The following is a 23195-nucleotide window of genomic DNA, read 5'->3' as shown; positions in this document are numbered from 1 at the left end:
ATTCCGGGCGCTAGGGAATCCGACTCCGCGTGAACACCTGTCTTCCCATGGCTCGCCAATCCAGAGGCTCGCGACGGGGACGCTCCATGCTCACGGTGTCAGCGCTCGCGGGGGTGCTGCTCGCGGCCCCGGTCGCGTTCGCGCTGCCTTCACCGGGAGAGTCGCTGCCGGAGTTCTCCGCGCGCGACCTGACGAACGGGAAGCATGCGAGCGAGGAGCTGAAGGGGCGTCCCACGCTGATGGTCGTCATCACCGACAAGGACGCGAGCGCCCAGATGCGCGGATGGTTCGACGCGGCGGACCAGCACGTCTCGGACTCGGTGCACCGCCAGTCGCTCATCGCCCTCAAGCTGCCGTTCTTCGTCAGCGAGGGCACCGCGCGCGGCAAGGCGAAGGGCCAGGTGCCCCAGGCCTACTGGCAGGACACCTGGCTGGACAAGAACGGTGGCATGGCCCGGGCGCTGGGCCTCTCCTCCAGCGAAACCCCCTATGTCCTGGCGCTGGACGCGGAAGGACGGGTGCTGGCCAGCGTGCACGCCACCGTGGACTCGCAGGAGGCGCGGACCATCTGGTCCGCGCTCTCCCGGTGACGCGGGAGGGCTAGTAGCGCCCGCCGCTGTCGAGGATGGCCTGCAGCTGCTGCTTGTCGTTGGAGAAGGGGAACGCCTGGTACAGCTGGTAGCCGTTCTGCGGATCCAGCAGCGTGGGCCGCATCAGGCGCACCACCTCCAGCTTGTCGTTGGAGAAGGAGAACTGCCCCAGCACCGACAGGATGTGCGTCACGAGGAAGTTCTCGTTCGGGGCCACCTGCGACAGGATGCGCAGCTTCTCGCGCGGGAAGGACTCGCGCACCATCGCCGCGGTGATGCTGCGGAACTGCTGATCCGTGATGGGACGCACCACCGGCGGCGGGGGCGGCATCGGCTGATGCGGCCCCGGGGGCGGCAGGCCCGTGCCGTACGGCGCGGCGTCGGCCACGTACTCGCTCAGCTTGTCCAGCTCCTCCATGGCCTTGCGGATGCTCTCGCGGCCCTTGGAGTCCTTCGTGCGGGACATCGCGTCGCGCAGCGCGTTCTCCAGCCGGTCGATGCGGCGCTCCGCCTGCTCACGGTCGATGACGACCTGGTTGCGCGAGGGCACCGGCTGCGGCATCGGCACGGGGCGCGGCGTGGAGTGGCCCGGGGGCGGGGGACGGCGGAACTCGGCGCCGCCAGCGATGTTGACTGAGTCCGCCGCTTTGGGCTCCGTCTGGGCCAGGGCAGCGGCGGAGGAGAGCAGGACGACGGCGAGGGTCAGGGCCTTCATGGTGTGCATCCTTGGGGGTGTTCTTGCTTCCTCCCATCTGACGGGACAGAGGCCTGCTCATTCAAGCCCCCTCCCGTCTTCCCCAGGAAGCCCCTGCCAGCAGGGCGTCTCAGCCGCGCTTGGAGACGACCTGGCCGTCGGCGCCAATCTCGTAGACGAGCGGCACGCCGGTGGCGAGCTCCAGGCCCACCACCGTCTCACCGGACAGCTTGTCCAGGCGCATCACCAGGGAGCGGTTGGAGTTGCCGTGCGCCACGACGAGCACGTTCTTGCCCTGGCGCAGGTCGCCCGCGATGGCGCGGTCGAAGAAGGGCAGCACGCGCTTCGCGGTCATCTCCAGGGACTCACCGTTGGGGGGCGGCACGTCAAAGGAGCGGCGCCAGATGTGGACCTGCTTCTCGCCGAACTCCTTGGCGGCGTCCGCCTTGTTGAGGCCCTGCAGGTCGCCGTAGTGGCGCTCGTTGAGGGCCGCGTCGCGGATGACGGGCGGGCGCTGGCCCAGCGTGTCCAGCAGGATGGCGAGCGTCTCCTGCGCGCGGCTGAGGGCGGAGGTGTAGGCCACGTCGAACTTCAGGCCCTGGAGGGCGTCGGCGGCCTTGCGGGCTTCGCCGCGGCCCTGCTCGGTGAGGGGCACGTCCACGAAGCCGGTGAAGCGGTTCTCGTGGTTCCAGAGGGACTGACCATGACGGACGAGGGCGAGGATGGGCATGGCCCCCCTGCTAGCCCAACCGGGGGCGGGGGGAAAAGAGGCAAGCCCCGTCCACCCGCCCGGCCCGTCGTCTTGCGGCCACGTTCCGGGCGCGTCAGCTCGCGGCCTGGGTCTCCTGCTGGAGGCGCTCGCAGACGGCCGCCACCGCGCTCAGCGTGTTGAACAGGTCCACCATGCCCACCTGGAGGCCCAGGTCGTCCTCGATGCGGTTGGCCAGCATCGTGGCCAGGAGCGAATTGCCTCCCACCTCCAGGAAGTGGTCCTCCGGCCGCACGGCGTCCACGCCCAGGAGCTCCTGCCAGTACCCGGCCAGCCGCGCCTCCATGGGTGAGGGGACTGCGCTCTGTGTGCTCATGGTGGGCTGCTCCGGGCGCTGGATTTGCTGCAAATTGAGGAAAATAGAACTACCGCGTCAAGGCTGACCGCGCCAGGGCGAGCAGGCGGGCTTTGTCCTTCCCCGGGGTCCGGACTTCCCTGGCAGGCTCGGGAGCCATGGACCACGCGGACGAGGCCGAAGCGGCCGCCGGGGGCGAGGACGCGCCCATGGCGGTGGCGGTGGTGGGGTTGGCGCTGCGCTTTCCGGGGGCGGAGGACGCGCGCCAGTTCTGGCGCAACCTGGTGGGCGGGGTGGACTCCATCACCCGGTTGGACGCGGCGGGCCGCGAGCGGCTGGGGCTGCCCCAGGGCGACGAGTGGATCACCGCGGCGGGGGTGCTGGAGGAGGCGGAGGGCTTCGACGCGGCGTTCTTCGGGTACTCGGCGCGCGAGGCGGAGCAGATGGATCCGCAGCACCGGGCGCTCCTGGAGTGTGCGTGGGCTGCGATGGAGTCCGCGGGGTATGCGCCCCGGGGCCAGCCGATGCGGGCGGCGGTGTACGCGGGGGCGGGCTTCACGTCGTACGGAGGGCGGGATGTGGCCGCGGGGCTGGCGGGGGCGCTGGGGCTCTCCGGGGACTTCCTCGCCACGCGGGTGTCGTACGAGCTGGACCTGACGGGTCCGGCGATGACGGTGCAGACGGCGTGCTCCACGTCGTTGGTGGCGTTGCATCTTGCGTGTCAGTCGCTGCTCGCGGGCGAGTGCGACCTGGCGCTCGCGGGAGGCGTGTCCATCCGCACGCCGCAGTTGGGGGCGCATCGCAACCAGGAGGGCGGCATCCTGGCGCCGGATGGGCGCTGCCGGCCGTTCGACGTGAACGCGGCGGGCACCGCGGTGGGCAATGGCGTGGGGATGCTGGTGCTCAAGCGGCTGGCGGACGCGGTGGCGGACCGGGACAGCATCCGCGCCATCGTGCTGGGCACGGCGCTGAACAACGACGGGGGCGCGAAGACGGGGTTCGCGGCGCCTTCGGTGCAGGGGCAGGCGGCGGTGATCCGCGAGGCGCTGTCGGTGGCGGGGGTGACGCCGTCGGACGTGTCCTATGTGGAGGCGCACGGGACTGCGACGGCGTTGGGGGATCCGATTGAGGTCGCGGCGCTCAAGCAGGTGTTCCAGGGGGCTGCGCCGGGCGCGTGTGGCCTGGGCGCGGTGAAGAGCAACTTCGGGCACCTGGACGCGGCGGCGGGCGTGGCGGGGGTCATCAAGACGGTGCTGTCGATGGAGCACCGCACGCTGCCTCCGACGCTGAACTTCACGAAGCCGCATCCGATGCTGGAGCTGGAGGGCAGTCCCTTCCAGGTGGTGGGGAGCACGCGTGCGTGGGAGGGCCCGTTGCCGCTGCGCGCGGGGGTGACGGCGCTGGGGATTGGGGGCACGAACGCGCACGTGGTGTTGCAGGAGGCGCCGGCTCTTCCAGAGACGGATGCGCCCCGGCGTGGGGAAGAGGTGCTGCTCTTGTCCGCGAAGACGGAGGGGGCACTGGCGCGGATGACCGCGGCGCTCGCGGAGCGTGTGCAGGGGGCTTCGGGCGCCTGGCTCGCGGACGTCGCTCATACGTTGCAGGTGGGGCGTGCGCGCTTCCCGTGGCGCCGCTTCGTCGTGGTCCGCCAGGGCGAGGACTCGGCGGCGCTCCTGGAGGGGCGGTCCTCCGCCGGTGAGGATGCGCCTCCTCGGATCCGCACCGTGTTCGACGAGGGCGAGTCTCGCGGCGTGGCCTTCTTGTTCCCGGGCGGCGGTGCGCAGCGGGTGAACATGGGCGAGGCGTTCCTTCGTGAGCCCGCGTTCCGCGCGGCCATTGATAGGTGCTCGGAGTGGCTTCGCGGTCCCATGGGCGCGGACCTCCGCGACATCCTCTTCGCCGGACCCGAGCGCTTCGACGCGGCGGCCCGTGAGCTGGACCGGCCGCTGTGGTCCCAGCCCGCGTTGTTCGTCTGCGACTGGGCGCTCGCGCAGCTGTGGCTGTCGTGGGGCGTGAAGCCGGAGGCGCTGCTGGGGCACTCGCTCGGCGAATACGTGGCCGCGTGCCTCGCGGGTGTGTTCACGCTGGAGGAGGCGCTGGGCCTCGTCGTCGCTCGCGGACGATTGATGGAGGCGATGCCCTCGGGCGGGATGGTGTCCGTGCTCGCGCCCGTGGAGCAGGTCTCGGAGCTCGTGGGGCCGGCCGTGTCGGTGGCGGCCATCAACGGCCCGGAGACCTGTGTCCTCTCCGGACCGCTGCCGGAGCTGGAGGCCGCGGAGCAGGCGCTGACGGCGCGGGGCATCGAGCACAAGCGGGTGCGCTACGCGCGCGCCGCGCACTCCTCGATGATGGAGCCGTACCTGGAAGGCTTCGCGCGGGAGGTGGCCCGCGTGAGGCTCCGCGCGCCCTCGCTGCCCGTCGTGTCCAGCCTCACCGGCCGGTGGCTCCAGGAGCGCGAGGCGACGTCACCGGACTACTGGGTCCGGCACCTGCGGCACACGGTTCGCTTCTCCGACGCGCTGGGCTGCCTGCTGGAATCCGGCGACCGAGCATTGATTGAAGTGGGCCCGGGCACGACGCTCACCGCGCTCGCGCGGCAGCATCCGGCGCGCAAGACGCAGCCCGTGCTGGCCACCCTGCCGACGAAGGGCGATGCGCCCGGGAGCGCTCTGGCGGCCCTGGGCGAAGCGTGGGCCGCGGGCGTGGACGTGGACTGGGAACGCATCCGGGACGGCGAGCGGCGTCGGCGCGTGGACCTGCCGACCTACAGCTTCGACCGCGAGCACTACAGCCTGGACGACGCCGCGCCGAGCCCCGTTACTCGCGACGCCATGGCGGCCAAGGCGAAGGCGACCGGCTCCTCGAAGCCGAAGGGAAGTGCTCCCCGTCGCGGTGAGCGCGTGGCACCCCGTGACGCCACGGAGCAGTCCCTGGTCGAGTGCTTTCAGACGCTGTTCCGCCTGGACGACGTGGGCATCCGCGACGACTTCTTCGCGTTGGGCGGCGACTCGCTGGTCGCGCTCCGGCTGCTCGCGATGATCTCCGAGCGCTTCGGCAAGCGGCTCGCGCTGAAGGAGATGCTGACCGCGCCCACGGTGGAGCTGTTGGCCCGGAAGCTGGGAGGACGGGAGGAGGGCCGGTCCCTGCCCCCCGGGGTCGCGTTGCTCCAGCAGGGCACTCGCGGTCCGCCGCTCTTCTTCGTGCACGCGGCCGGAGGTCAGGCGGTGTTCTACCGCGACCTGGCGCGAGCCATCGACGCGGGCCGGACCGCCTACGCCTTCGAGTCCCGGGGGCTGGAGCCAGACGGGCCGCTGCACACGTCCGTCGACGAGATGGCGACGGCCTATTTGGAAGGCCTGCGCGCGTTGCAGCCCGTGGGTCCGTACCTGCTGGTGGGCGCGTCGTTCGGCGGCGCGGTGGTCTACGAGATGGCCCGGCGGCTGACGGCGGAAGGCCACGTGGTGCCGCTGTGCGCGATGCTCGACACGCCGGGCCCCGGGGACATCGCCCGGGCCCGGGTGGGCGGGGTGGGCTTCGCGCAGGAGCAGGTCCTCTCGGATCCGGAGCAGCAGCGGCGGTACGTGCGCGTCTGGGAGGCGAACATGACGGCCCTGCGCGACTACCCCATGCCCCGCTTCGATGGCGGCACCCTCCAGTTCTTCCGCGCGGCGACGGTCATCGAGCACATGCCGAAGCACGTGGAGCTCGAATGGCTGGATTCGGGCGCGGTGGTCCGGGTGGAGACCGTGCCCGGCGACCACCAGTCGATGCTCACGGGCGGGAACGCCGAAGGGCTGGGCGCGAAGCTCGCGGCCTTCCTTTCGTGAGCGAGACGCTCAGCTGGAACCCGGACGTCCGCGCCGTTGGGCCATGCGCCGCAGGTTGTCCCGCCGTTGTGCTCCCGGGTCCTGCGCGGGTGCGGGAGCCGCCGCCGGTGGCGTGTCTTTCGGCGGTGACAGGTGTCCGGCGAGCGCGCGCACCGTGGGGTACTGAAAGAGCGTGACCAGCGGGACCTTGCGGCCCACCAGCGCCTCCAGCTTCGCGTGCACGGACTGGAGCAGCAGCGAGTTGCCGCCCAGGTCGAAGAAGTTGTCACTCGCGCCCACGCGCTCCAGGCCCAGCACTTCGGCCCAGAGCGCGGCCAGTGTCTGCTCCAGGCCGGCTTCGGGGACGCGGTAGTCCTCGCTCAGCTCGGGGCGGTGCACGTCCGGCGCGGGCAGGGCCTTGCGGTCCAGCTTGCCGTTCGCGGTGAGGGGCAGCCGCTCCAACACCACGAACGCCGACGGCACCGCGTGCTCCGCGAGCGAGCGGCGCAGCGAGGTCCGCAGCGCGTCCACCGCGAACGTGGCCTCTTCGCGGAGCACCAGGTACGCGACCAGTCGGCGCTGTCCCGGCACGTCCTCTCGCACCTGCGCTACTGCTTCCTTCACCGAGGGCTGCGAGAGCAGCGCGGCCTCCACCTCGCCCAGTTCGATGCGGAAGCCCCGCAGCTTCACCTGCGAGTCCGCGCGGCCCCGGAACTCCAGCGTCCCATCCGCGAGCCACCGCACCACGTCGCCCGTGCGGTACAGGCGCGCGCCGGGTTCGCGGGAGAACGGATCCGGTCCGAAGCGCTCCGCCGTGAGCGCGGGCTGGCCCAGGTAACCGCGTGCCACCTGGGCGCCTCCCAGGAACAGCTCGCCCCACAGGCCCACCGGCACGGGGTGTCCCGTGCCATCCAGCACGTACACGCGCACGTTGGGCTCCGGGCTTCCGATGGGGGGCAGCAGGCCCTCGGGCGCTTCGGGCTTCACGACGCCGGAGGTCGCGATGACGGTGTTCTCCGTGGGGCCGTAGCAGTTGAGCCACTGTCCCGGAACGGAGGGCCCCGGACGGCGGTGCAGAACGTCACCGGCCACGTGCACCCGGCGCAGCGGCATGCCGGACGGCCATGGCTGCTCCAGCGCCGCCTCCGCCATGGGCGTGGGCAGCGTGGTGAGCGTGATTCCCTCCGCCGCGAGCCACCGCACCAGCCGCGCGGGCTCCGCACGTACCTCGTCCGAGGGTAGATGGAGGCTGGCGCCATGCGAGAGCGACGGCCAGGTCTCGAAGACGGTCGCGTCGAACGCGAGCCCCGTCAGCAGCGTGGCCCGGTCTCCCGGTCCAATCCCCGCCGCCGTGCCGAGCCCCGCGACGAGGTTCGCCAACGTCCCGTGTGTCACCGCGACGCCCTTGGGCCGGCCGGTGCTGCCCGACGTGTAGATGACGTAGGCCATCGCCTCCGCGTGCAGTGCCACGCCGGGCGCGGTGACTGCCTGTGCCTCCAGTGCTGGCTCCGCGTCCAGGCAGAGCACTCGCACGCCGCATCCCTCGAAGCGGGAGGCGAAGGCCTGCCGCGTGACGACGATGCGCGCGCCACTGTCCGTGAGCACGTGCCGCCACCAGGCCTCCGGCCACGTCAGGTCCATGGGCAGATAGGCCCCGCCCGACTTGAGGATGCCCAGCGCGCCCCACACGTAGCCGGGCGTGCGGTCCACGCACAGGGCGACCACGGTCTCCGGCTTCACACCCTGCGCGCGCAGCAGGTTCGCGAGCTGGTTCGACCGGACCTCCAGCTCCCCGAACGTCAGCCGCTGCCCGTCGCCCGCCAGCGCGAGCGCCTCCGGCCTCAGCCGAGCCTGCTCCGCGATGCGCGTGGGCACGCGCAGGTCCGAGGGGACATCGAGCGTGGTGTCGTTCCACTCGACGAGGAGTTGCTGACGCTCCGCCTCCGTCAGCAGCGACAGCGACGCGAGCGGACGCTCCGGATTTCGCGTCACCTGCTCCAGCAGGCGCAGGTAGTGCCCGGCCATGCGCTCCACCGTCGCCGCGTCGAAGAGCGCGGTGTTGTATTCCCAGTGCGTCAGCAACCCGGTGGCGGATTCGCGCATGAACAGGGTGAGGTCGTGCTTCGCGAGCCCTGGATCGAAGGGCACCGGCGCCGTCTCCAGCCCTCGCAGGGGGAAGCCGGGGAAGTCCTTGAAGAGCGCGAACACGGCCTGGAACACGGGCGTGCGGCTCAGGTCTCGCGGCGTCTGGAGCGCGTCCACCAGTTGCTCGAAGGGCACCTCCTGGTGCGCGTACGCGCCCAGGCACGTCTCGCGAACACGGGCGAGGAGGACCTGGAAGGACTCGGCGCCGGAGACCTTCACGCGCAGGGGCAGGGCGTTGACGAAGAAGCCGATGAGCCCCTCCACCTCGCGGTGGTTGCGGCCGGAGATGGGCGAGCCGACCACCACGTCGTCCTGGCCGCTGTAGCGCGACAGCAGGGCGTGGAAGCCCGCGAGCAGCGCCATGAAGGACGTGACGCCCTGCTGGTGACACAGCTCGCGCACGGCGGCGTCCACCGCGGCGGGGATCCGCACCATGTGGGCCGCGCCCGCCTGGGCCTGCACGGGCGGACGCGGCCGGTCGGTGGGCAGCTCCAGCGCGTGGGGCGCCCCGCTCAGCTGCCGCTTCCACCACGCGAGCTGCGCGTCGAGCGCTTCGCCCTGCAACGTCGCGCGCTGCCAGCGGGCGTAGTCCGTGTACCGGATGGGCAGCGGCGGCAGGCGCGGCGTCTGGTCCCGCGTGAAGGCGTCGTAGAGGATGCCCAGCTCGCGCCCCATCACGTCCGTGGACCAGCCGTCCGTGATGATGTGATGCATGAGCAGGAAGAGCGCGTGGTCCTCCGCGTCCAGCCGCAGCAGCGTCGCCGTCAGCAGTGGACCCGAGCGCAGGTCGAAGACGTGGCGCATCCGCTCCTCGGCCCGCTGGCGCAGGACGGTGTCGCGCTGCTGGGGCGGCACGTCCTCCAGCCGCTCGAAGGCGAGCGAGAAGGGGACCGAGGACAGGACGCGCTGAACGGGCTGGCCGTTCGCCTCCGCGAACACCGTGCGCAGGGACTCGTGACGGTCGATGAGCGCCGCGAGTGACCGCTCCAGCGCGGCCACGTCGAGCGGTCCCTTGCACCGGATGAACAAGGGAACGTTGAAGGCGAACCCGCCCGGTGCGAGCGCGTCGATGAACCACAGCCGCTGCTGCGGGAAGGACTGGGGCGCGGAGTCTCCGGCCTCCGTGCGCACCAGGGACGGTGCCTTGACGGGATGGGCTTCCTGACGCAGGGCTTCGATTCGCGCGGCCAGGTCCGCGAGTGTCGGGGCTTCGAAGAGCACTCGCACGGGCAGCTCCATCTGAAGCGATTCGCGCAGACGGGAGGCCACCTGGGTCGCCAGCAGCGAATGGCCGCCCAGTTCGAAGAAGTGGTCCTGAGTGCCCACGCGCGGCACGCCCAGCAGCGGTGCCCAGATGTCCGCGATGAGCTTCTCCACCGCGGAGACCGGGGCCACGTAGACGGTCCCGGGGATGGCCTCTTCCGTCGGAACGGGCAGGCTGTTGCGGTTCACCTTGCCGCTGGGCGTCAGGGGCAGCGCGTCCATGCGCACCAGGGCGGAAGGCACCATGTACTCCGGCAGCCGTCGCGCCAGTGCCTGTCTCAGCGCCTCCGCGGAGAAGGCCGCTTCCGGTTGCACCACGTAGGCCACCAGCCGCTTGAAGCCCGGGGTGTCCTCACGCAACACGACGACCACGTCGCGCACGTCGGGCAGGGCGCGCAGGGCGGACTCGACTTCGCCCAGTTCGACGCGGAAGCCACGCAGCTTCACCTGACCGTCCAGGCGGCCCAGGAACTCCAGTTGTCCGTCCGAGAGCCAGCGGGCCTTGTCGCCCGTGCGGTAGAGGCGTGCGCCCGGCGTGGCGCTGAAGGGGGAAGGCACGAAGCGCTCCGCGGTGAGGTCTGGCCGGCCGTGGTAGCCGTGCGCGAGCCCTTCACCTCCGATGAACACCTCCCCAGGGACGCCGACGGGACTCGGATTCCCGCGTGCATCCAGGACGTAGGTCTGGACGTTGGTCAGCGGTGTTCCCACCGAAGGGAGCGCGGGCCAGGTGCGCGGAGGCCCTGAAGCCCGCCATGCGCTGGCGGCGTGCGTCTCCGAAGGACCGTACTGGTTTTCGAGGATGCACCCGGGCAGCCGTTCAAAGAGGGAGACGAGGGCGGGTGTCACCTGGAGTTGTTCGCCCGCGGTGATGACCTCGTTGAGCGGGGGCAGCTCCGTCGCGGTGCGCGCTGCTTCACTCAAGGATTGAAGCGCGACGAAGGGGAGGAAGAGCCGCTCCACGCGGTGCTGGGTGAGGTAGCGCAACAGCGCCGGTGGGTCGCGGCGCAGCTCGGCGGAGCTGAGCAGCAGTCGGCCACCGATGCACCACGTGCCGAAGATCTCCTGGAAGGAGACATCGAAGTTGAGCGAAGCGAACTGGAGCGTGGTGGCTTCCGCGCGCACCGCCCGACGGGTCTGCCACGCGAGCATGTTGCCGATGCCCCGGTGGGACATGGCGATGCCCTTGGGTCGCCCGGTGCTGCCCGAGGTGAAGACGACGTAGCAGACGGCTTCAGGCGAAAGCCTCACGTGCGGAGACGACGTGGGATGGGACGCCATCGAGACGGTCTCCATCGTCACGATGCGCGCGGAGGTGGCCGGTGGCAGGGCCCGCACGAAGCCCTCATGGGCGAGGACGACTGGAGCGCGCGTGTCCTCCACCATCAGGGCCAGTCGCTCGGCCGGATAGTTCGGATCCAGTGGGACGTAGGCGGCGCCGGCCTTGAGGGTAGCGAGGACGGCGACGGGCATGTCCAGGTTGGAGCGCTCCAGACACAGCCCGACGGAGCTACCCGGCGTGACGCCCAGAGCGATGAGGTGGTGCGCGAGTTGGTTGGCGCGTGCATCCAGTTGCGCGTAGGTCAGTGACTCCGCGCCGTTCGTCACCGCGACCGCTTCCGGTGTCCGTTCGACCTGTGCCTCCACCCAGCGGTGCATGAGCCCGGGCTCGAAAGAGACGTCCTTCGCGGCGTTCCACGTCACGACGACCTGGCGTCGCTCCTCCTCGGAGAGGAGTGGCAGGGCCGACAGGGGCTGCTCGGGATGGCGGACCGCTCCTTGGAGCAGCCGCACGTAGTGCCCGGCCATCCGGGTGAGGGTCGCTTCCTCGAAGAGGGCGGTGTTGTATTCCCAGAAGGCCGTCAGCCCCTGCTCCGACTCGCGCACGAAGAGCATGAGGTCGAAGCGGGAGACGCCCGTCTGGAACGGGACGTCCTCCGCTTGGAGCCCGGGCAACGAGAAGGGGACGGCCGCCTGTTGCAGGACGAAGAGGGCCTGGACCAGCGGCGCGCGGCTCAGGTCGCGTGGCGGCTTGAGCGCCTCCACGAGCTGTTCGAATGGCAGGTCCTGATGCGCGAAGGCGCCCAGGCAGCTCTCGCGTACGCCGCGCAACAGGTGGCGGAAGGAGCGCGAACCCGTAACGTCCGCGCGCAGGGCGAGCGTGTTGACGAAGAGGCCAAGCAGTCCTTCCACCTCACGGCGGTTGCGGCCGGAGATGGGCGAGCCAACCACCACGTCGTCCTGGCCGCTGTAGCGCGCGAGCAGGGCCTGGAACCCCGCCAGCAGGGTCATGAACAGCGTGGTGCCCTCGCGCTGGCCCATGGAGACGAGGGCGCTGGTCAGCGCGGGTGGCAAGGGGACTTCGATGTACGCGCCCCGGAAGGTCTGCACGGGCGGACGCGGCTTGTCGGTGGGCAGGTCCAGCACGGGCGGTGCCCCCGCCATCTGCTCGCGCCACCATGCCACCTGTTCTTCCAGCACGTCGCCCTGCAACCACGCGCGCTGCCACAGCGCATAATCCGAGTACTGGATGGAGATGGGCGGGAGTGCGGCCTCCGTGCCCTGGCTCCGGGCGAGGTAGAGCGCATCCAGCTCCCGCTGGAGCAAGGCGATGGACCACCCGTCGAAGACGCTGTGATGGAAGTTGAGGATGAGGATCTGATCCTCGTCCGCGATCCGGAGCAGCGTGGCCCGGACCAGGGGGCCTCGCCGCAGGTCGAACGGCACATGCGCTTCGGCCTCCACCTGGCGCTGGAGCGGAATGCGCGGCTCCACGTCCACCTGCTTCAGGGCGAGCTTCCACGCGGGGCCGATGCGTTGCACCGGCTGGCCGTCCACTTCGTCGAACGTGGTGCGCAGGACCTCGTGACGCCGGATGAGGGCGTTGAGCGCGTCCTCTAGCGCGTGCGTGTCCATCCGTCCCCGCAGCCGGGTGACCAGGGGCAGGTTGTAGGCGTGCGCGCTGGTGTCCAGCTGCGAGACGAACCACAGCCGCTGCTGGGAGAACGACTGCGGAACGAGCTCGCCGCGAAGCTGGGGCACCAGCGGCGGGACGGCCTTCCGGTTCGCGCCGTGAAGCTGCTCCTCCAACCTCGCGGCGAGCTGCGCGACGGTGGGCGCCTCGAAGAGGACGCGCAGGGACAGGTCCACCTGGAAGGCCTCTCGCAACCGGGAGACCACCTGCGTGGCGAGCAGCGAGTGCCCACCCAGCTCGAAGAAGTGGTCTTCCAGGCCCACGCGCGGCACCACGAGCAGGGACGCCCAGATGTCGGCGATCACCTTCTCCACCGCCGTCATCGGCGCCAGGAACCCGGTGTCGTCCGCGGCTTCTTCTCTGGGCGCGGGCAGGCCGTTGCGGTTCACCTTGCCGCTCGGGCCCAGCGGTAGCGCGTCCATGCGCACCAGTGCGGAGGGCACCATGTGCTCCGGCAGCCGTCGCGCCAGCGCCTGCCTCAGTGCCTCCGGTGAGAGGGATGCTTCCGGTTGGACTACGTAGGCGACCAGTCGCTTGTGGCCCGGTGTGTCCTCGCGCACCACGACGACCACGTCGCGCACGTCGGGCAGGACGCGCAGGGCCGCTTCCACTTCGCCCAACTCGACGCGGAAGCCGCGCAGCTTCACCTGACCGTCCAGGCGGCCCAGGAACTCCAGTTGTCCGTCCGCGAGCCAGCGGGCTTTGTCGCCCGTGCGGTAGAGGCGTGCGCCCGGCGTGGTGCTGAAGGGGGAAGGCACGAAGCGCTCCGCGGTGAGGTCTGGCCGGCCGTGGTAGCCGTGCGCGAGCCCTTCACCGCCCACGTACAGCTCGCCCGGAACTCCGACAGGACAGGGCTCGCGGCGCGGATCCAACACGTAGGCCTGGACCGAAGGCAGCGGCGTTCCCACTGGAGGCAGGGCGGGCCACGTGCTCGGGACGCCCGAGGCGCGCCACGCGGAGACCGCATGGGTCTCCGACGGACCGTACTGGTTTTCGAGGACGCAGCCGGGCAGCCGTTCGAAGAGAGCGACGATGGCGGGTGTCACCTGGAGTTGTTCGCCCGCGGTGATGACCTCGTTGAGTGGGGGCAGCTCCGTCGCGGTGCGTGCTGCTTCGCTCAAGGATTGAAGCGCGACGAAGGGCAGGAAGAGGCGCTCCACGCGGTGTTGGGTGAGGTAGCGCAGCAGCGCCGGTGGGTCGCGGCGCAGCTCGGCGGAGCTGAGCAGTAGGCGGCCACCGATGCACCAGGCGCCGAAGATCTCCTGGAAGGAGACGTCGAAGTTGAGCGAGGCGAACTGGAGCGTGGTGGCTTCCGCGCGCACCGCCCGACGGGTCTGCCACGCGAGCATGTTGCCGATGCCCCGGTGGGACATGGCGATGCCCTTGGGCCGGCCGGTGCTGCCCGAGGTGAAGACGACGTAACAGACGGCTTCAGGCGACAGCCTCACGTTCGGAGGCGACGTGGGACGGGACGCCAGCGAGACGGTCTCCATCGTCACGATGCGCGCGGAGGTGGCCGGTGGCAGCGCCCGCACGAAGCCCTCATGGGCGAGGACGACCGGAGCGCGTGTGTCCTCCACCATCAGGGCCAGACGTTCTGCTGGATAGTTCGGGTCCAGTGGGACGTAGGCAGCGCCGGCCTTGAGGGTGGCGAGGACGGCGACGGGCATGTCCAGGTTGGAGCGCTCCAGACACAGCCCGACGGAGCTACCCGGCGTGACGCCCAGGGCGATGAGGTGGTGCGCGAGTTGATTGGCGCGCGCATCCAGTTGCGCGTAGGTCAGCGACTCCGTCCCGTTCGTCACCGCGACCGCATCCGGTGTCCGTTCGACCTGTGCTTCCACCCAGACGTGGATCAGCCCAGGAGCGGGGAGCCGGTCCTCACGGCTGTTCCACGCGACCAGGAGTTGCTCGCGTTCCTCCCTCGACAGGAGCGACAGTTCCGCGAGGGACTGCTCAGGGTTCGCGGTGACGCCTTCGAGCAGCCGCACGTAGTGCCCGGCCATCCGGACAAGGGTCGCCTCCTCGAAGAGGGCGGAGTTGTACTCCCAATAGGCGACGAGCCCTTGTGGTGTCTGCCGCATGAACAGCATGAGGTCGAAGCGGGAGACGCCCGACTGGAACGGGAAGTCCTCCACCGCGAGGCCGGGCAGGGACAGCGGCGTCGCGGCCCGCTGCAGGACGAACATCGTCTGCACCAGGGGCGTCCGGCTCAGGTCTCGCGGCGGCTTGAGCGCGTCCACGAGCTGTTCGAACGGCAGGTCCTGATGCGCGAAGGCACCCAGGCAGCTCTCGCGCACCCCGCGCAGCAATTGCCGGAAGGAGCGTGAGCCGGAGACGTCCGCGCGCAGGGCGAGCGTGTTGACGAAGAAGCCGATGAGCCCCTCCACCTCACGGCGATTGCGGCCGGAGATGGGCGAGCCGACGACGACGTCCTCCTGGCCGCTGTATCGCGCGAGCAGGGCCTGGAACCCCGCGAGCAGCGTCATGAACAGCGTGGCGCCCTCGCGCTGGCCCAGCAGTTGGAGCGAGCCGTGGAGGGGTTGGGGCAGCAGCACCTCGAAGTTCGCGCCCTGGAAGGTCTGCACGGGCGGCCGCGGCTTGTCGGTAGGCAGGTCCAGCACGGGCGGTGCCCCCGCCAGCGCCTCGCGCCACCACGTGAGCTGGTCCTCCAGCTCCTCCCCCTGGAATGACTCACGCTGCCACCGCGCGTAGTCCACGTACTGGAGGGACAGGGGCGGCAATGTGCTCTGGCCGCGTGCGGGGTAGAGCGCGTTCAGCTCGCGCTGGAGCACGTCGATGGACCACCCGTCGAAGACGATGTGGTGGATGACGAGCATCAACACATGGTCGTCGTCAGCTACGCGCAGGAGCAGCCCCCGCATCAGCGGGCCGCGCCGCAGGTCGAACGGGCGTCGTGCCTCCGTGGCCAGTTGCTCCGGGAGCTTCGCGGCCTCCGCGTCCGTCCTCGCCAGTGTGAAGTCCCAGGGTGGCCCGATGCGCTGCACCGGCTGGCCGTCCACCTCGTCGAACGTGGTGTGCAGGACCGCGTGCCGCCGGATGACCTCCGCGAGGCTCCGCTCCAGCGCGTCCGCGTCCAGCGCGCCCCGCAGCCGCGTGACCATGGGCACGTTGTAGGAGTACCCCAGCGTGTCGAGCTGCGAGATGAGCCACAGCCGCTGCTGCGCGAATGACTGCGGCAACCAGCCGTCCCGGGGACCGGGAACCAGCGGGAGGGACTGGATCCGGCTGCTCTCTCTCCGCAGCGCATCGATGCGCGCCGCGAGGCTGGTGACAGTGGGCGCCTCGAACAGCGCGCGCACGGACAGGTCCACCTGGAACGTCTCCCTCAATCGCGAGGTGACCTGTGTCGCGAGCAGCGAGTGCCCACCCAGTTCGAAGAAGGAGTCCTGCGTGCCCACGCGCGTGCGGCCCAGGAGCGCGGCCCAGACCTCGGCCACCGCTGTCTCCGTCGGGGTGACGGGCGCCACGTAGGCGTCCTCCGTGAGCGCGTCGCCCACGGGCGTGGCGAGCGCCCTTCGGTCCACCTTGCCCACGGGCGTCAGCGGCAGCCGGTCCAGCTTCACGAAGGCGGCTGGGACCAACGGCGCCGGCAGCTGGGCGGACAGGCTCGAACGCAGCGCGTTCACGTCCACGCTTGCGCCGGCCACATAGGCCACCAGCCGCTTGTCGCCGGGCGCGTACTCGCGCACCTCCGCCACGGCGTCCTCCACTCCGGGCAGGTGGCGCAGGGCGGTTTCAATCTCTCCCAGTTCGATGCGGAAGCCGCGCAGCTTCACCTGCGTGTCCGCGCGCCCCATGAACGCCAGCTCACCGGAAGGCAGCCACCGAGCACGGTCGCCCGTGCGGTACAGCCGCGCACCGGGAACATCGCTGAAGGGATGGGGCACGAAGCGGTCCGCGGTGAGGTCCTGCCTGTCCAGGTAGCCCCACGCGAGGCCGTCGCCTCCCACGTACAGGTCGCCCACGACGCCGGGCGGCACCGGCTCCAGGCGCGCGTCCAGCACCAGCGCCTGCGAGTTCTCCAACGGTCGGCCAATGGGCACGGGCATCCGCGCGTCCAGGTCCCGCTTCACCTGATACGTGGCGGAGAACGTGGTGTTCTCCGTGGGGCCGTAGCCGTTGGTGACCGCTCGGCCCGCGTCCAGCAGCTTGCGCGCGGCCAGCGGGGACAGCACGTCGCCGCCCGTGAGGACCTGTGCCACGCGAGCGAGCGCCGCGGGCCGGTTCAGCGCCATCTGCTCGAAGAACGCCGTGGTGAGGAACAGCACGCTGATGCGTTCACGCTCCAGCGTCGCTTCCAGTTCCTCCAGCGACGGCGTCACCGGCGGATAGAGGAACAGCTTCGCGCCGCTGAGCAGCGCGCCCCACAGCTCCAGCGTCGCGGCGTCGAATGACGTGGTGGCCAGCTGGAGGACGACGTCTTCGGCGCCGAACCGGACATAGGACACGCCCTTCACCAGCCGCGTCACGGCCCGGTGGGGGACGCCCACGCCCTTGGGCCGCCCGGTGCTCCCGGACGTGTACATGACGTACGCGAGCGCTTCGGCGGGGACCTGCACGTCGGGCGCGGCCTTCGGTTGGTCCTCGAAGTCCCGCCAGGATGGGTCGAGCACCACGACCCGTGATGCCAACCCCTTCAGCGAGGACTCGCGTCCCTGCTCCAGCAGGAGCACGGTGATGCGGGCGTCGCGCGCCATGAGCTCCAGGCGCTCGGAGGGATAGCCCGGATCCAGCGGCACGTACGCGCCCCCCGCCTTGAGGATGGCGAGCGTCGCCACGACCATCTCCAGCGACCGGCCCGCGCACAGACCCACCGGCGTTCCCAGCCGCACGCCCTGCGCACGCAGGTGGTGCGCGAGCTGGTTGGCCCGTGCCTCCAGCTCCGCATACGTGAGCCGCTGGCCTCCCGCTTCCACGGCCACGGCGCCGGGCGTCCGCGCGGCCTGCTCCGCGAAGAGCGCGGGCAGGGACGCATCCCGAGGGTAGGGGACGGCGGCTCCCGTCCCCTGGTCGAGCAGGTGCCGCCGTTCCTGTGCGGTGAGCAGTGGGAGCGTGGCCACGGGGCGCTCCGGCTCCGCGACCGCGGCCTCCAGCAGGCGCGTGTAGTGCTCCGCGAAGCGCGCCACCGTCGCGGCGTCGAAGAGGTCGGTGCTGTACTCCCAGAGCCCCACGAGCCCTTCCGGCGTCTCGCGCAGGAAGACGGTGAGGTCCATGCGCGACACGCCCGGTTCGAAGTCCAGCTCGGACGTGCGCAGCCCCTCCAGCTCCAGCGCGGGCACGGCCGAGTGCTGGAGTGTGAAGAACACCTGGAACAGGGGCGGGCGGCTCAGGTCGCGCTCGGGCTGGAGCGCGTCCACCAACTGCTCGAAGGGCACCTCCTGGCGCGCGTACGCGTCCAGGCACGTCTTGCGCACGCGTCGCAGCAGCTCCCCAAAGCCGAGCGCACCTTCACCCCGCACGCGCAGGGGCAGGGTGTTGATGAAGAAGCCGATGAGCGGCTCCACCTCCTGGCGCGTGCGGCCGGAGATGGGGGAGCCGATGACGATGTCGTCCTGGCCGCTCAGCCGCGACAACAGCAGATGCATGCCGCCCAGCAACGCCATGAACAGCGTCACGCCCTGCTTGCGGCACAGCGCCTCCAGCGCCTTCCCCAACCCCGGAGGCAGCGCGTGGCGGTACACCGCGCCCCGCGTGGACTGCGCGGCGGGACGGGGACGGTCCGTGGGCAGCTCCAGCGCGGCGGGTGCTCCAGAGAGTTCTCCCTGCCACCACTCCAGCTGCTGCCGCAGGTGCTCGCCCTGGATCCACTGCCGCTGCCACACCGCATGATCCGCGTACTGCACGGGCAGCGCGGGCAGCGCGGGCGTCGTGCCGGCGCGAAAGGCCGCATAGAGCGCTTGAAGCTCCCGCTCCATCACCGTGAGCGACCAGCCGTCGCAGCAGATGTGATGCAGCATCAGGAGCAGCACGTGCTCCGCTTCTCCCAGCCGCAACAGCCGCACACGCACCAGCGGCCCCGCGCCCAGGTCGAAGGGCACGCGCGCCTCCACCTCCGCGGCCTGTCGCAGGGCGTGTTCCCGCTCGGACGCGGGGAACGCTTCCAGGGACTCCACTCGCAGCGGCAGGGGCAGCGAAGGCGCGATGCGCTGCACCGGCTGTCCGTCCACGACGGCGAAGGTGGTGCGCAGCGCTTCGTGCCGCTCCACCAGCACGGCCAGCGCTCGCTCCAGCGCGGGGATGTCCAGCGCGCCGGTGAGCCGCGCGAAGTACGGGACGTTGTAGGAGATGCCCCCGGGCGTGAGCTGCTCGATGAACCACATCCGCTGCTGCCCGAAGGAGAGTGGCAGCAACGCATCGCGGGGAACGGGCACCACGGGCGGCGCTCGGCGACGGGGCCTCGCCGGGGACTTCGGCGCGGAGGCGGAAGGGGAGCCGGGGTGCTCGGTCGTCATGTCTCGCTCGGGGGAAAGCGGGGAAGGGGGCCGCCCTCGGCGGGGGCGGCCTGGCTCAAGCGGTCTGCTCCTGGCGCAGCTCGTCGCACAGCGTGGCCACGGCCCGGAGCGTGTTGAACAGCTCCACCATGGACACCTCCACGCCCAGCTCGCTCTCGATGCGATTGGACAGGACCGTGGCCATCAGGGAGTTGCCGCCAATCTCCAGGAAGTGGTCTTCCGGGCGCACGACCTCCACGCCCAGCAAGTCCTTCCACCACGCCGCGAGCTTCGCTTCCGTGTCCGTGAGGCTGGCGGCTTCTTCGGGGCTCGGGTTCAAGGCTGTTCCTCCCGCCCGCTCACGTGGGCTTCAGCCTGTCGCGCAGCAGGTACTTGCGCACCTTGCCGGTGGCCGTCTTGGGCATCTCGTCGATGAGGTCCAGGCGGTCCGGCCAGTACTGGTTGGACATGCCCTGCTGCTTGAGGTGGTCGCGCAGCTCGTTGAGCGTGGGTGGGGCCTCTCCCTCGCGCACCACGACGACGGCGCACACCCGCTCGCCGCCAATCTTGTCGTCCGAGTGCGCGACGACCGCGACCTCCTTCACCTTCGGGTGCGAGTACAGCGCGGACTCCACCTCCACCACGGGGATCTTGTACCCGTACCGGAAGATGACGTCCTTCAGCCGCCCCACGATGCGGATGCCGCCGCGCCCGTCGTCGCGCGCCAGGTCGCCCGTGTCGAACCAGCCCTCCGCGTCCACCGCCGCGGCGTACACGTCGTCGCGCTTGAAGTAGGTGAGGCACTGGCTGGCGCCTCGCACCAGCAGCCGCCCCGTCCCGTCCGGATACGGCGTGCCGTCCTCCGCGAGCGCCGGGACGATCTTCGTCTCCATCCACGCCACCGCCCGCCCGTCGCTCTGGCTGGGCCAGTCCGGTGCATCTTCATGCCGGGTGATGGTGACCGCGCCGTTCTCCGTCATGCCCCACAGCGTGTGCAGTCGCACGCCGAACACCTCGCGCACCGCCGCGATGAGGTGCGGTGGCACCGGGATGGAGCCCGTGGCCAGCTGCCGGAGCGAGGAGGTGTTCCGCTGGCGCTTTCGCTGCAACGCGATGAGGTTCATCAGGTACGTGGGGATGCCGTACGTGAACGTGACGCCGTGCTCCTCGAAGAGCTTGAGCGTCAGCTCCGGGTCGCCCACGTCCATGTAGATGGCCGTGGCCCCCAGCAGGATGGGCATCAGGTACGAGTACGTGAACCCCGTGGACGCCGTCAGCAGCGACGGCAGCGCCACCACGTCCGTCGCGTTGATGCCCAGCGTGTCGCACAGCGCGCGCGTGATGCCGTAGTTCGTGTTGTGCGAGTGCACCACGCCCTTCGGCTCACCCGTGGTGCCGGACGTGTAGAGGATGTTGCACACGTCATCCGCGGACGCTGGCGCGATGCCCTCCAGCGACGCTTCCTTCTCCCACTCGCGCTCGATGAAGTGGCGCTCGAAGTCCCGTTCGCCCGTCTGGAGGTCGGTGTTGCTGCCCAGCAGCACCCGGTGGCGCAGGGACGGCAGCACCGACGCGATGTCGCGCGCCATGTCCCGGTGGGAGTGCCCCGTCCACGACGTGGGCCCCACGTACACGGAGGCCTCGGTGCGCCCCAGGATGAACTCCACCTCGCGCCGCCGGTAGTCCGGCGGAATGGGCGCGATGACCGCCCCCAACCGCGCGCACGCCAGCGCCAGCGCCGTGAAGTGCCACCCGTTGGGCAGCTGCACCGCGACGATGTCCTCGCGCCCCACGCCCAACTCGCGCAGGCCCAGCGCGAACCGGTCCATGTATCGCGCCAGCTCCGCGTACGTCAGCCGCGTGATGTCCTTGGAAAAGTACCGTGCGGCGATGATCGCGGTCTTGTCCGGGTGCGCCTGGACGCAGCGACGCAGATCGTCAACCACCGTGGTGTCACGCCACCAACCCTTTCGGCGGTACTCCGAACCCTTCTCCAATGCCGCTGCGTTATGGAAACGCTGCCCCATCTGAAGGTCTCCTCCGAGTGACGCGAAACCGGGAATGCCGGACCTCCCGCGCGTGTAACACCGCGAGATTACCGGGCGAGACGGTTTTTTCTCGTGCGTCTATATCTTAAGAAAATCCGCGTTGACGGCGCATGATGCGATTTCCTAGGGTGTCTCACAACAGCCGGATTCCTGGGCTGTAACAGCGACGCTACGGGCATGACTTTCTCGGCGAATCCAACGACCCCCGGGCTGTCGCGCGACGCGCGGACGCCAGAAGAACCCACGGCCTCCGGCGGCCCGCTGGCGCCTGCCCGCACCGGGGACGGGGCTGCGGGCGCCGCGTCGGATGCGGGACTGGCGTTGCTGCCACGCCGGGCGAAGCGCATCCGTCAGACCATCGTGCGGCTGGCGGCGACGCCGTCGGGCTGTCACCTGGGCGGCTCGCTGTCGATGGTGGAGATTCTGGTGGCGCTGCTGGGCCGGGTGATGCGCGTGGATCCGCGCGCGCCGAAGGCTCCGGAGCGCGACCACCTCATCCTGTCCAAGGGGCACGCGGCGGCGGGGCTCTACGCGGCGCTGGCGGAGTTCGGCTTCGTGGACGTGGAGACGCTGGTGCGCGAGTACAACGCGGACGGCAGCATCTTCACCGGCCACGTGAACGCGGCGGTGCCGGGCGTGGAGTTCGCCACCGGCAGCCTGGGCCACGGGCTGGGCCTGGGCGTGGGGCTGACGCTCGCGCATGTGCTGCGCGGGGAAGCCAACCGCACCTTCGTCGTCTGCGGCGACGGAGAGATGGGCGAGGGCTCCAACTGGGAAGCGCTCCAGGTGGCGTCGCACCGCAAGCTCACGGGCCTCACGCTGATCATCGACCGCAACGGCGGGCAGAACGACGGCCCCACCGAGTCCATCCTGTCGCAGGAGGCGCTGGTGCAGAGGCTGGACGCGTTCGGCTTCCAGTCGCTGGAGGTGGACGGGCACGACCTGCCCGCGCTGGTGGCCGCGCTGGAGGCGCCCGTCGTGGGAGACCGTCCGCGCGCCATCGTCGCCCGGACGCAGAAGGGCGCGGGCGTGCCGATGCTCAAGGGCAAGGGGCCGCACTACGCGGTGTTCTCGCCGGAGCACCTGCGGCGGGCGCTCGCGTCGCTGGGGGAGGACGGCCAGTGAGCGCGTCGCTTGCCCCCGCGGTGGACCTGTCCCATGCGCCGGAGGCGTGGCTCGCCGCGCACCCGGAGCTGTCCAGCCGGCTGGTGTTCCGGCACGCGGCGGCGCGCTTCGCGGAGGAGGACGCGCGCGTCGTCTTCCTGGAGGCGGACCTGGGCGGCGGAGGCGATCCGTTCGAGAAGCGCCATCCCCGGCGCTACTTCAACCTGGGCATCTGCGAGGCCACCATGCTGGACATGGCGTGTGGCCTGGCGCACGGCGGGCACACCGTCATCGCGCACAGCTTCGCGGCGTTCGGCGTGATGCGCGCGTGCGAGCAGGTGCGGCTGAACCTGGCCTATGCGCGCGCCAACGTGAAGCTGGTGTGCGACTACGGCGGCGTGTCGGGCGCCTTCTTCGGCCCCACGCACCACGCGATTGAAGACCTGGCCGTGCTGCGCGCGATGCCCAACCTCACGGTGGTGTCGCCCGCGGACGGCCTGGAGACGGTGCTCGCCACGCGCGCGATGCTCCAGCACGACGGGCCGGTGTACCTGCGGCTGGGCCGCAACCGCGTCACCCGGTTGGACATCCCGCGCCCGCCGTTCGAGCTGGGCCGTGCCGCGCTCCTGCGCGAGGGCGACGACGTGGGGCTGCTCGCGCACGGCGAGGTGGGCGTGTCCGTGGCGCTGGATGCCGCGAAGCTCCTGGAGGCGCAGGGTGTCTCCGCGCGTGTGCTCAACGTGCACACGTTGAAGCCACTGGACGAGGAGGCGGTGCGCGAGACGGCGGCGCGCACGCGGCTCCTGGTGACGGTGGAGGAGCACAACGTGCTGGGCGGACTGGGCAGCGCGGTGTGCGAAACGGTGTGCTCGCTGGACCTTCAGCGGCGCGTGCTGCGCGTGGGCTTGCAGGACCGGTACGACTCGCGCGCCGGTTCGCACGAGGCGTTGCTCAAGGGCCATGGGCTGGAGGGCGGGCAGGTGGCCGAGCGCATCCTGGGAGTGCTCCCAAGAACCCCGGTGTTTGCCGTGGAATCCGCAACGAGGAGGGACTGA

Annotated in this window: 10 protein-coding genes; 4 read left to right on the top strand and 6 right to left on the bottom strand. The window is 70.7% G+C overall.

Annotated elements, in window-relative coordinates; translation table 11 throughout:
• Positions 1–86 precede the first annotated feature (86 nt).
• Positions 87–590: a hypothetical protein gene (locus D7X30_RS21735; protein WP_120564878.1), complete on the top strand. Its 504-nt coding sequence runs from the start codon at positions 87–89 to the stop codon at positions 588–590.
• 10 nt (positions 591–600) lie between these two features.
• Here the strand turns inward: D7X30_RS21735 and D7X30_RS21730 are convergent, their stop codons facing one another.
• The 3 genes from D7X30_RS21730 to D7X30_RS21720 all read right to left on the bottom strand — a co-directional run bounded on the left by D7X30_RS21730 (position 601) and on the right by D7X30_RS21720 (position 2369).
• A complete protein-coding gene (locus D7X30_RS21730) occupies positions 601–1305 on the bottom strand; it encodes a DUF4476 domain-containing protein (RefSeq protein ID WP_158619321.1) in 705 nt (234 codons plus the stop codon).
• A 109-nt stretch (positions 1306–1414) separates the two neighbouring features.
• On the bottom strand, positions 1415–2014 hold the full coding sequence (locus tag D7X30_RS21725; protein ID WP_120564876.1) for a 2,3-diphosphoglycerate-dependent phosphoglycerate mutase: 600 nt from the start codon (positions 2012–2014) through the stop codon (positions 1415–1417).
• Positions 2015–2108: 94 nt separating this feature from the next.
• The gene (locus D7X30_RS21720) at positions 2109–2369 is read right to left on the bottom strand and encodes a phosphopantetheine-binding protein (protein ID WP_120564996.1); all 261 of its coding nucleotides are present in this window, start codon (positions 2367–2369) and stop codon (positions 2109–2111) included.
• Between the two features lie 137 nt (positions 2370–2506).
• On the opposite strand from D7X30_RS21720, the gene D7X30_RS21715 reads away from it, so the two are divergent.
• Positions 2507–6175 carry a type I polyketide synthase gene (locus D7X30_RS21715; RefSeq protein WP_120564875.1) on the top strand — a complete coding sequence of 1223 codons (3669 nt, stop codon included), beginning with the start codon at positions 2507–2509 and terminating at the stop codon, positions 6173–6175.
• Between the two features lie 9 nt (positions 6176–6184).
• Here the strand turns inward: D7X30_RS21715 and D7X30_RS21710 are convergent, their stop codons facing one another.
• Genes D7X30_RS21710 through D7X30_RS21700 form a run of 3 tightly spaced genes read right to left on the bottom strand, consistent with a single transcriptional unit; the run spans position 6185 to position 20934 of the window.
• On the bottom strand, positions 6185–19009 hold the full coding sequence (locus D7X30_RS21710; RefSeq protein WP_120564874.1) for a non-ribosomal peptide synthase/polyketide synthase: 12825 nt from the start codon (positions 19007–19009) through the stop codon (positions 6185–6187).
• Between the two features lie 55 nt (positions 19010–19064).
• Positions 19065–19328 carry a phosphopantetheine-binding protein gene (locus D7X30_RS21705; protein ID WP_014394893.1) on the bottom strand — a complete coding sequence of 88 codons (264 nt, stop codon included), beginning with the start codon at positions 19326–19328 and terminating at the stop codon, positions 19065–19067.
• Between the two features lie 19 nt (positions 19329–19347).
• Positions 19348–20934 carry an AMP-binding protein gene (locus D7X30_RS21700; protein ID WP_233591701.1) on the bottom strand — a complete coding sequence of 529 codons (1587 nt, stop codon included), beginning with the start codon at positions 20932–20934 and terminating at the stop codon, positions 19348–19350.
• Between the two features lie 279 nt (positions 20935–21213).
• Here D7X30_RS21700 and D7X30_RS21695 point away from each other — a divergent pair, with 279 nt between their 5' ends.
• The gene (locus D7X30_RS21695) at positions 21214–22161 is read left to right on the top strand and encodes a 1-deoxy-D-xylulose-5-phosphate synthase N-terminal domain-containing protein (RefSeq protein ID WP_120564872.1); all 948 of its coding nucleotides are present in this window, start codon (positions 21214–21216) and stop codon (positions 22159–22161) included.
• On the top strand, positions 22158–23195 hold the full coding sequence (locus D7X30_RS21690) for a transketolase family protein (protein ID WP_120564871.1): 1038 nt from the start codon (positions 22158–22160) through the stop codon (positions 23193–23195). The genes D7X30_RS21695 and D7X30_RS21690 overlap by 4 nt, the downstream gene beginning before the upstream one ends.

Origin of the sequence: Corallococcus sp. AB011P, from assembly GCF_003611605.1 — a bacterium.
Classification (GTDB): Bacteria; Myxococcota; Myxococcia; order Myxococcales; family Myxococcaceae; genus Corallococcus; species Corallococcus coralloides.
The sequence above is the reverse complement of the archived record's forward strand: the minus strand, read 5'-3'. Positions and strand labels throughout refer to the sequence as shown.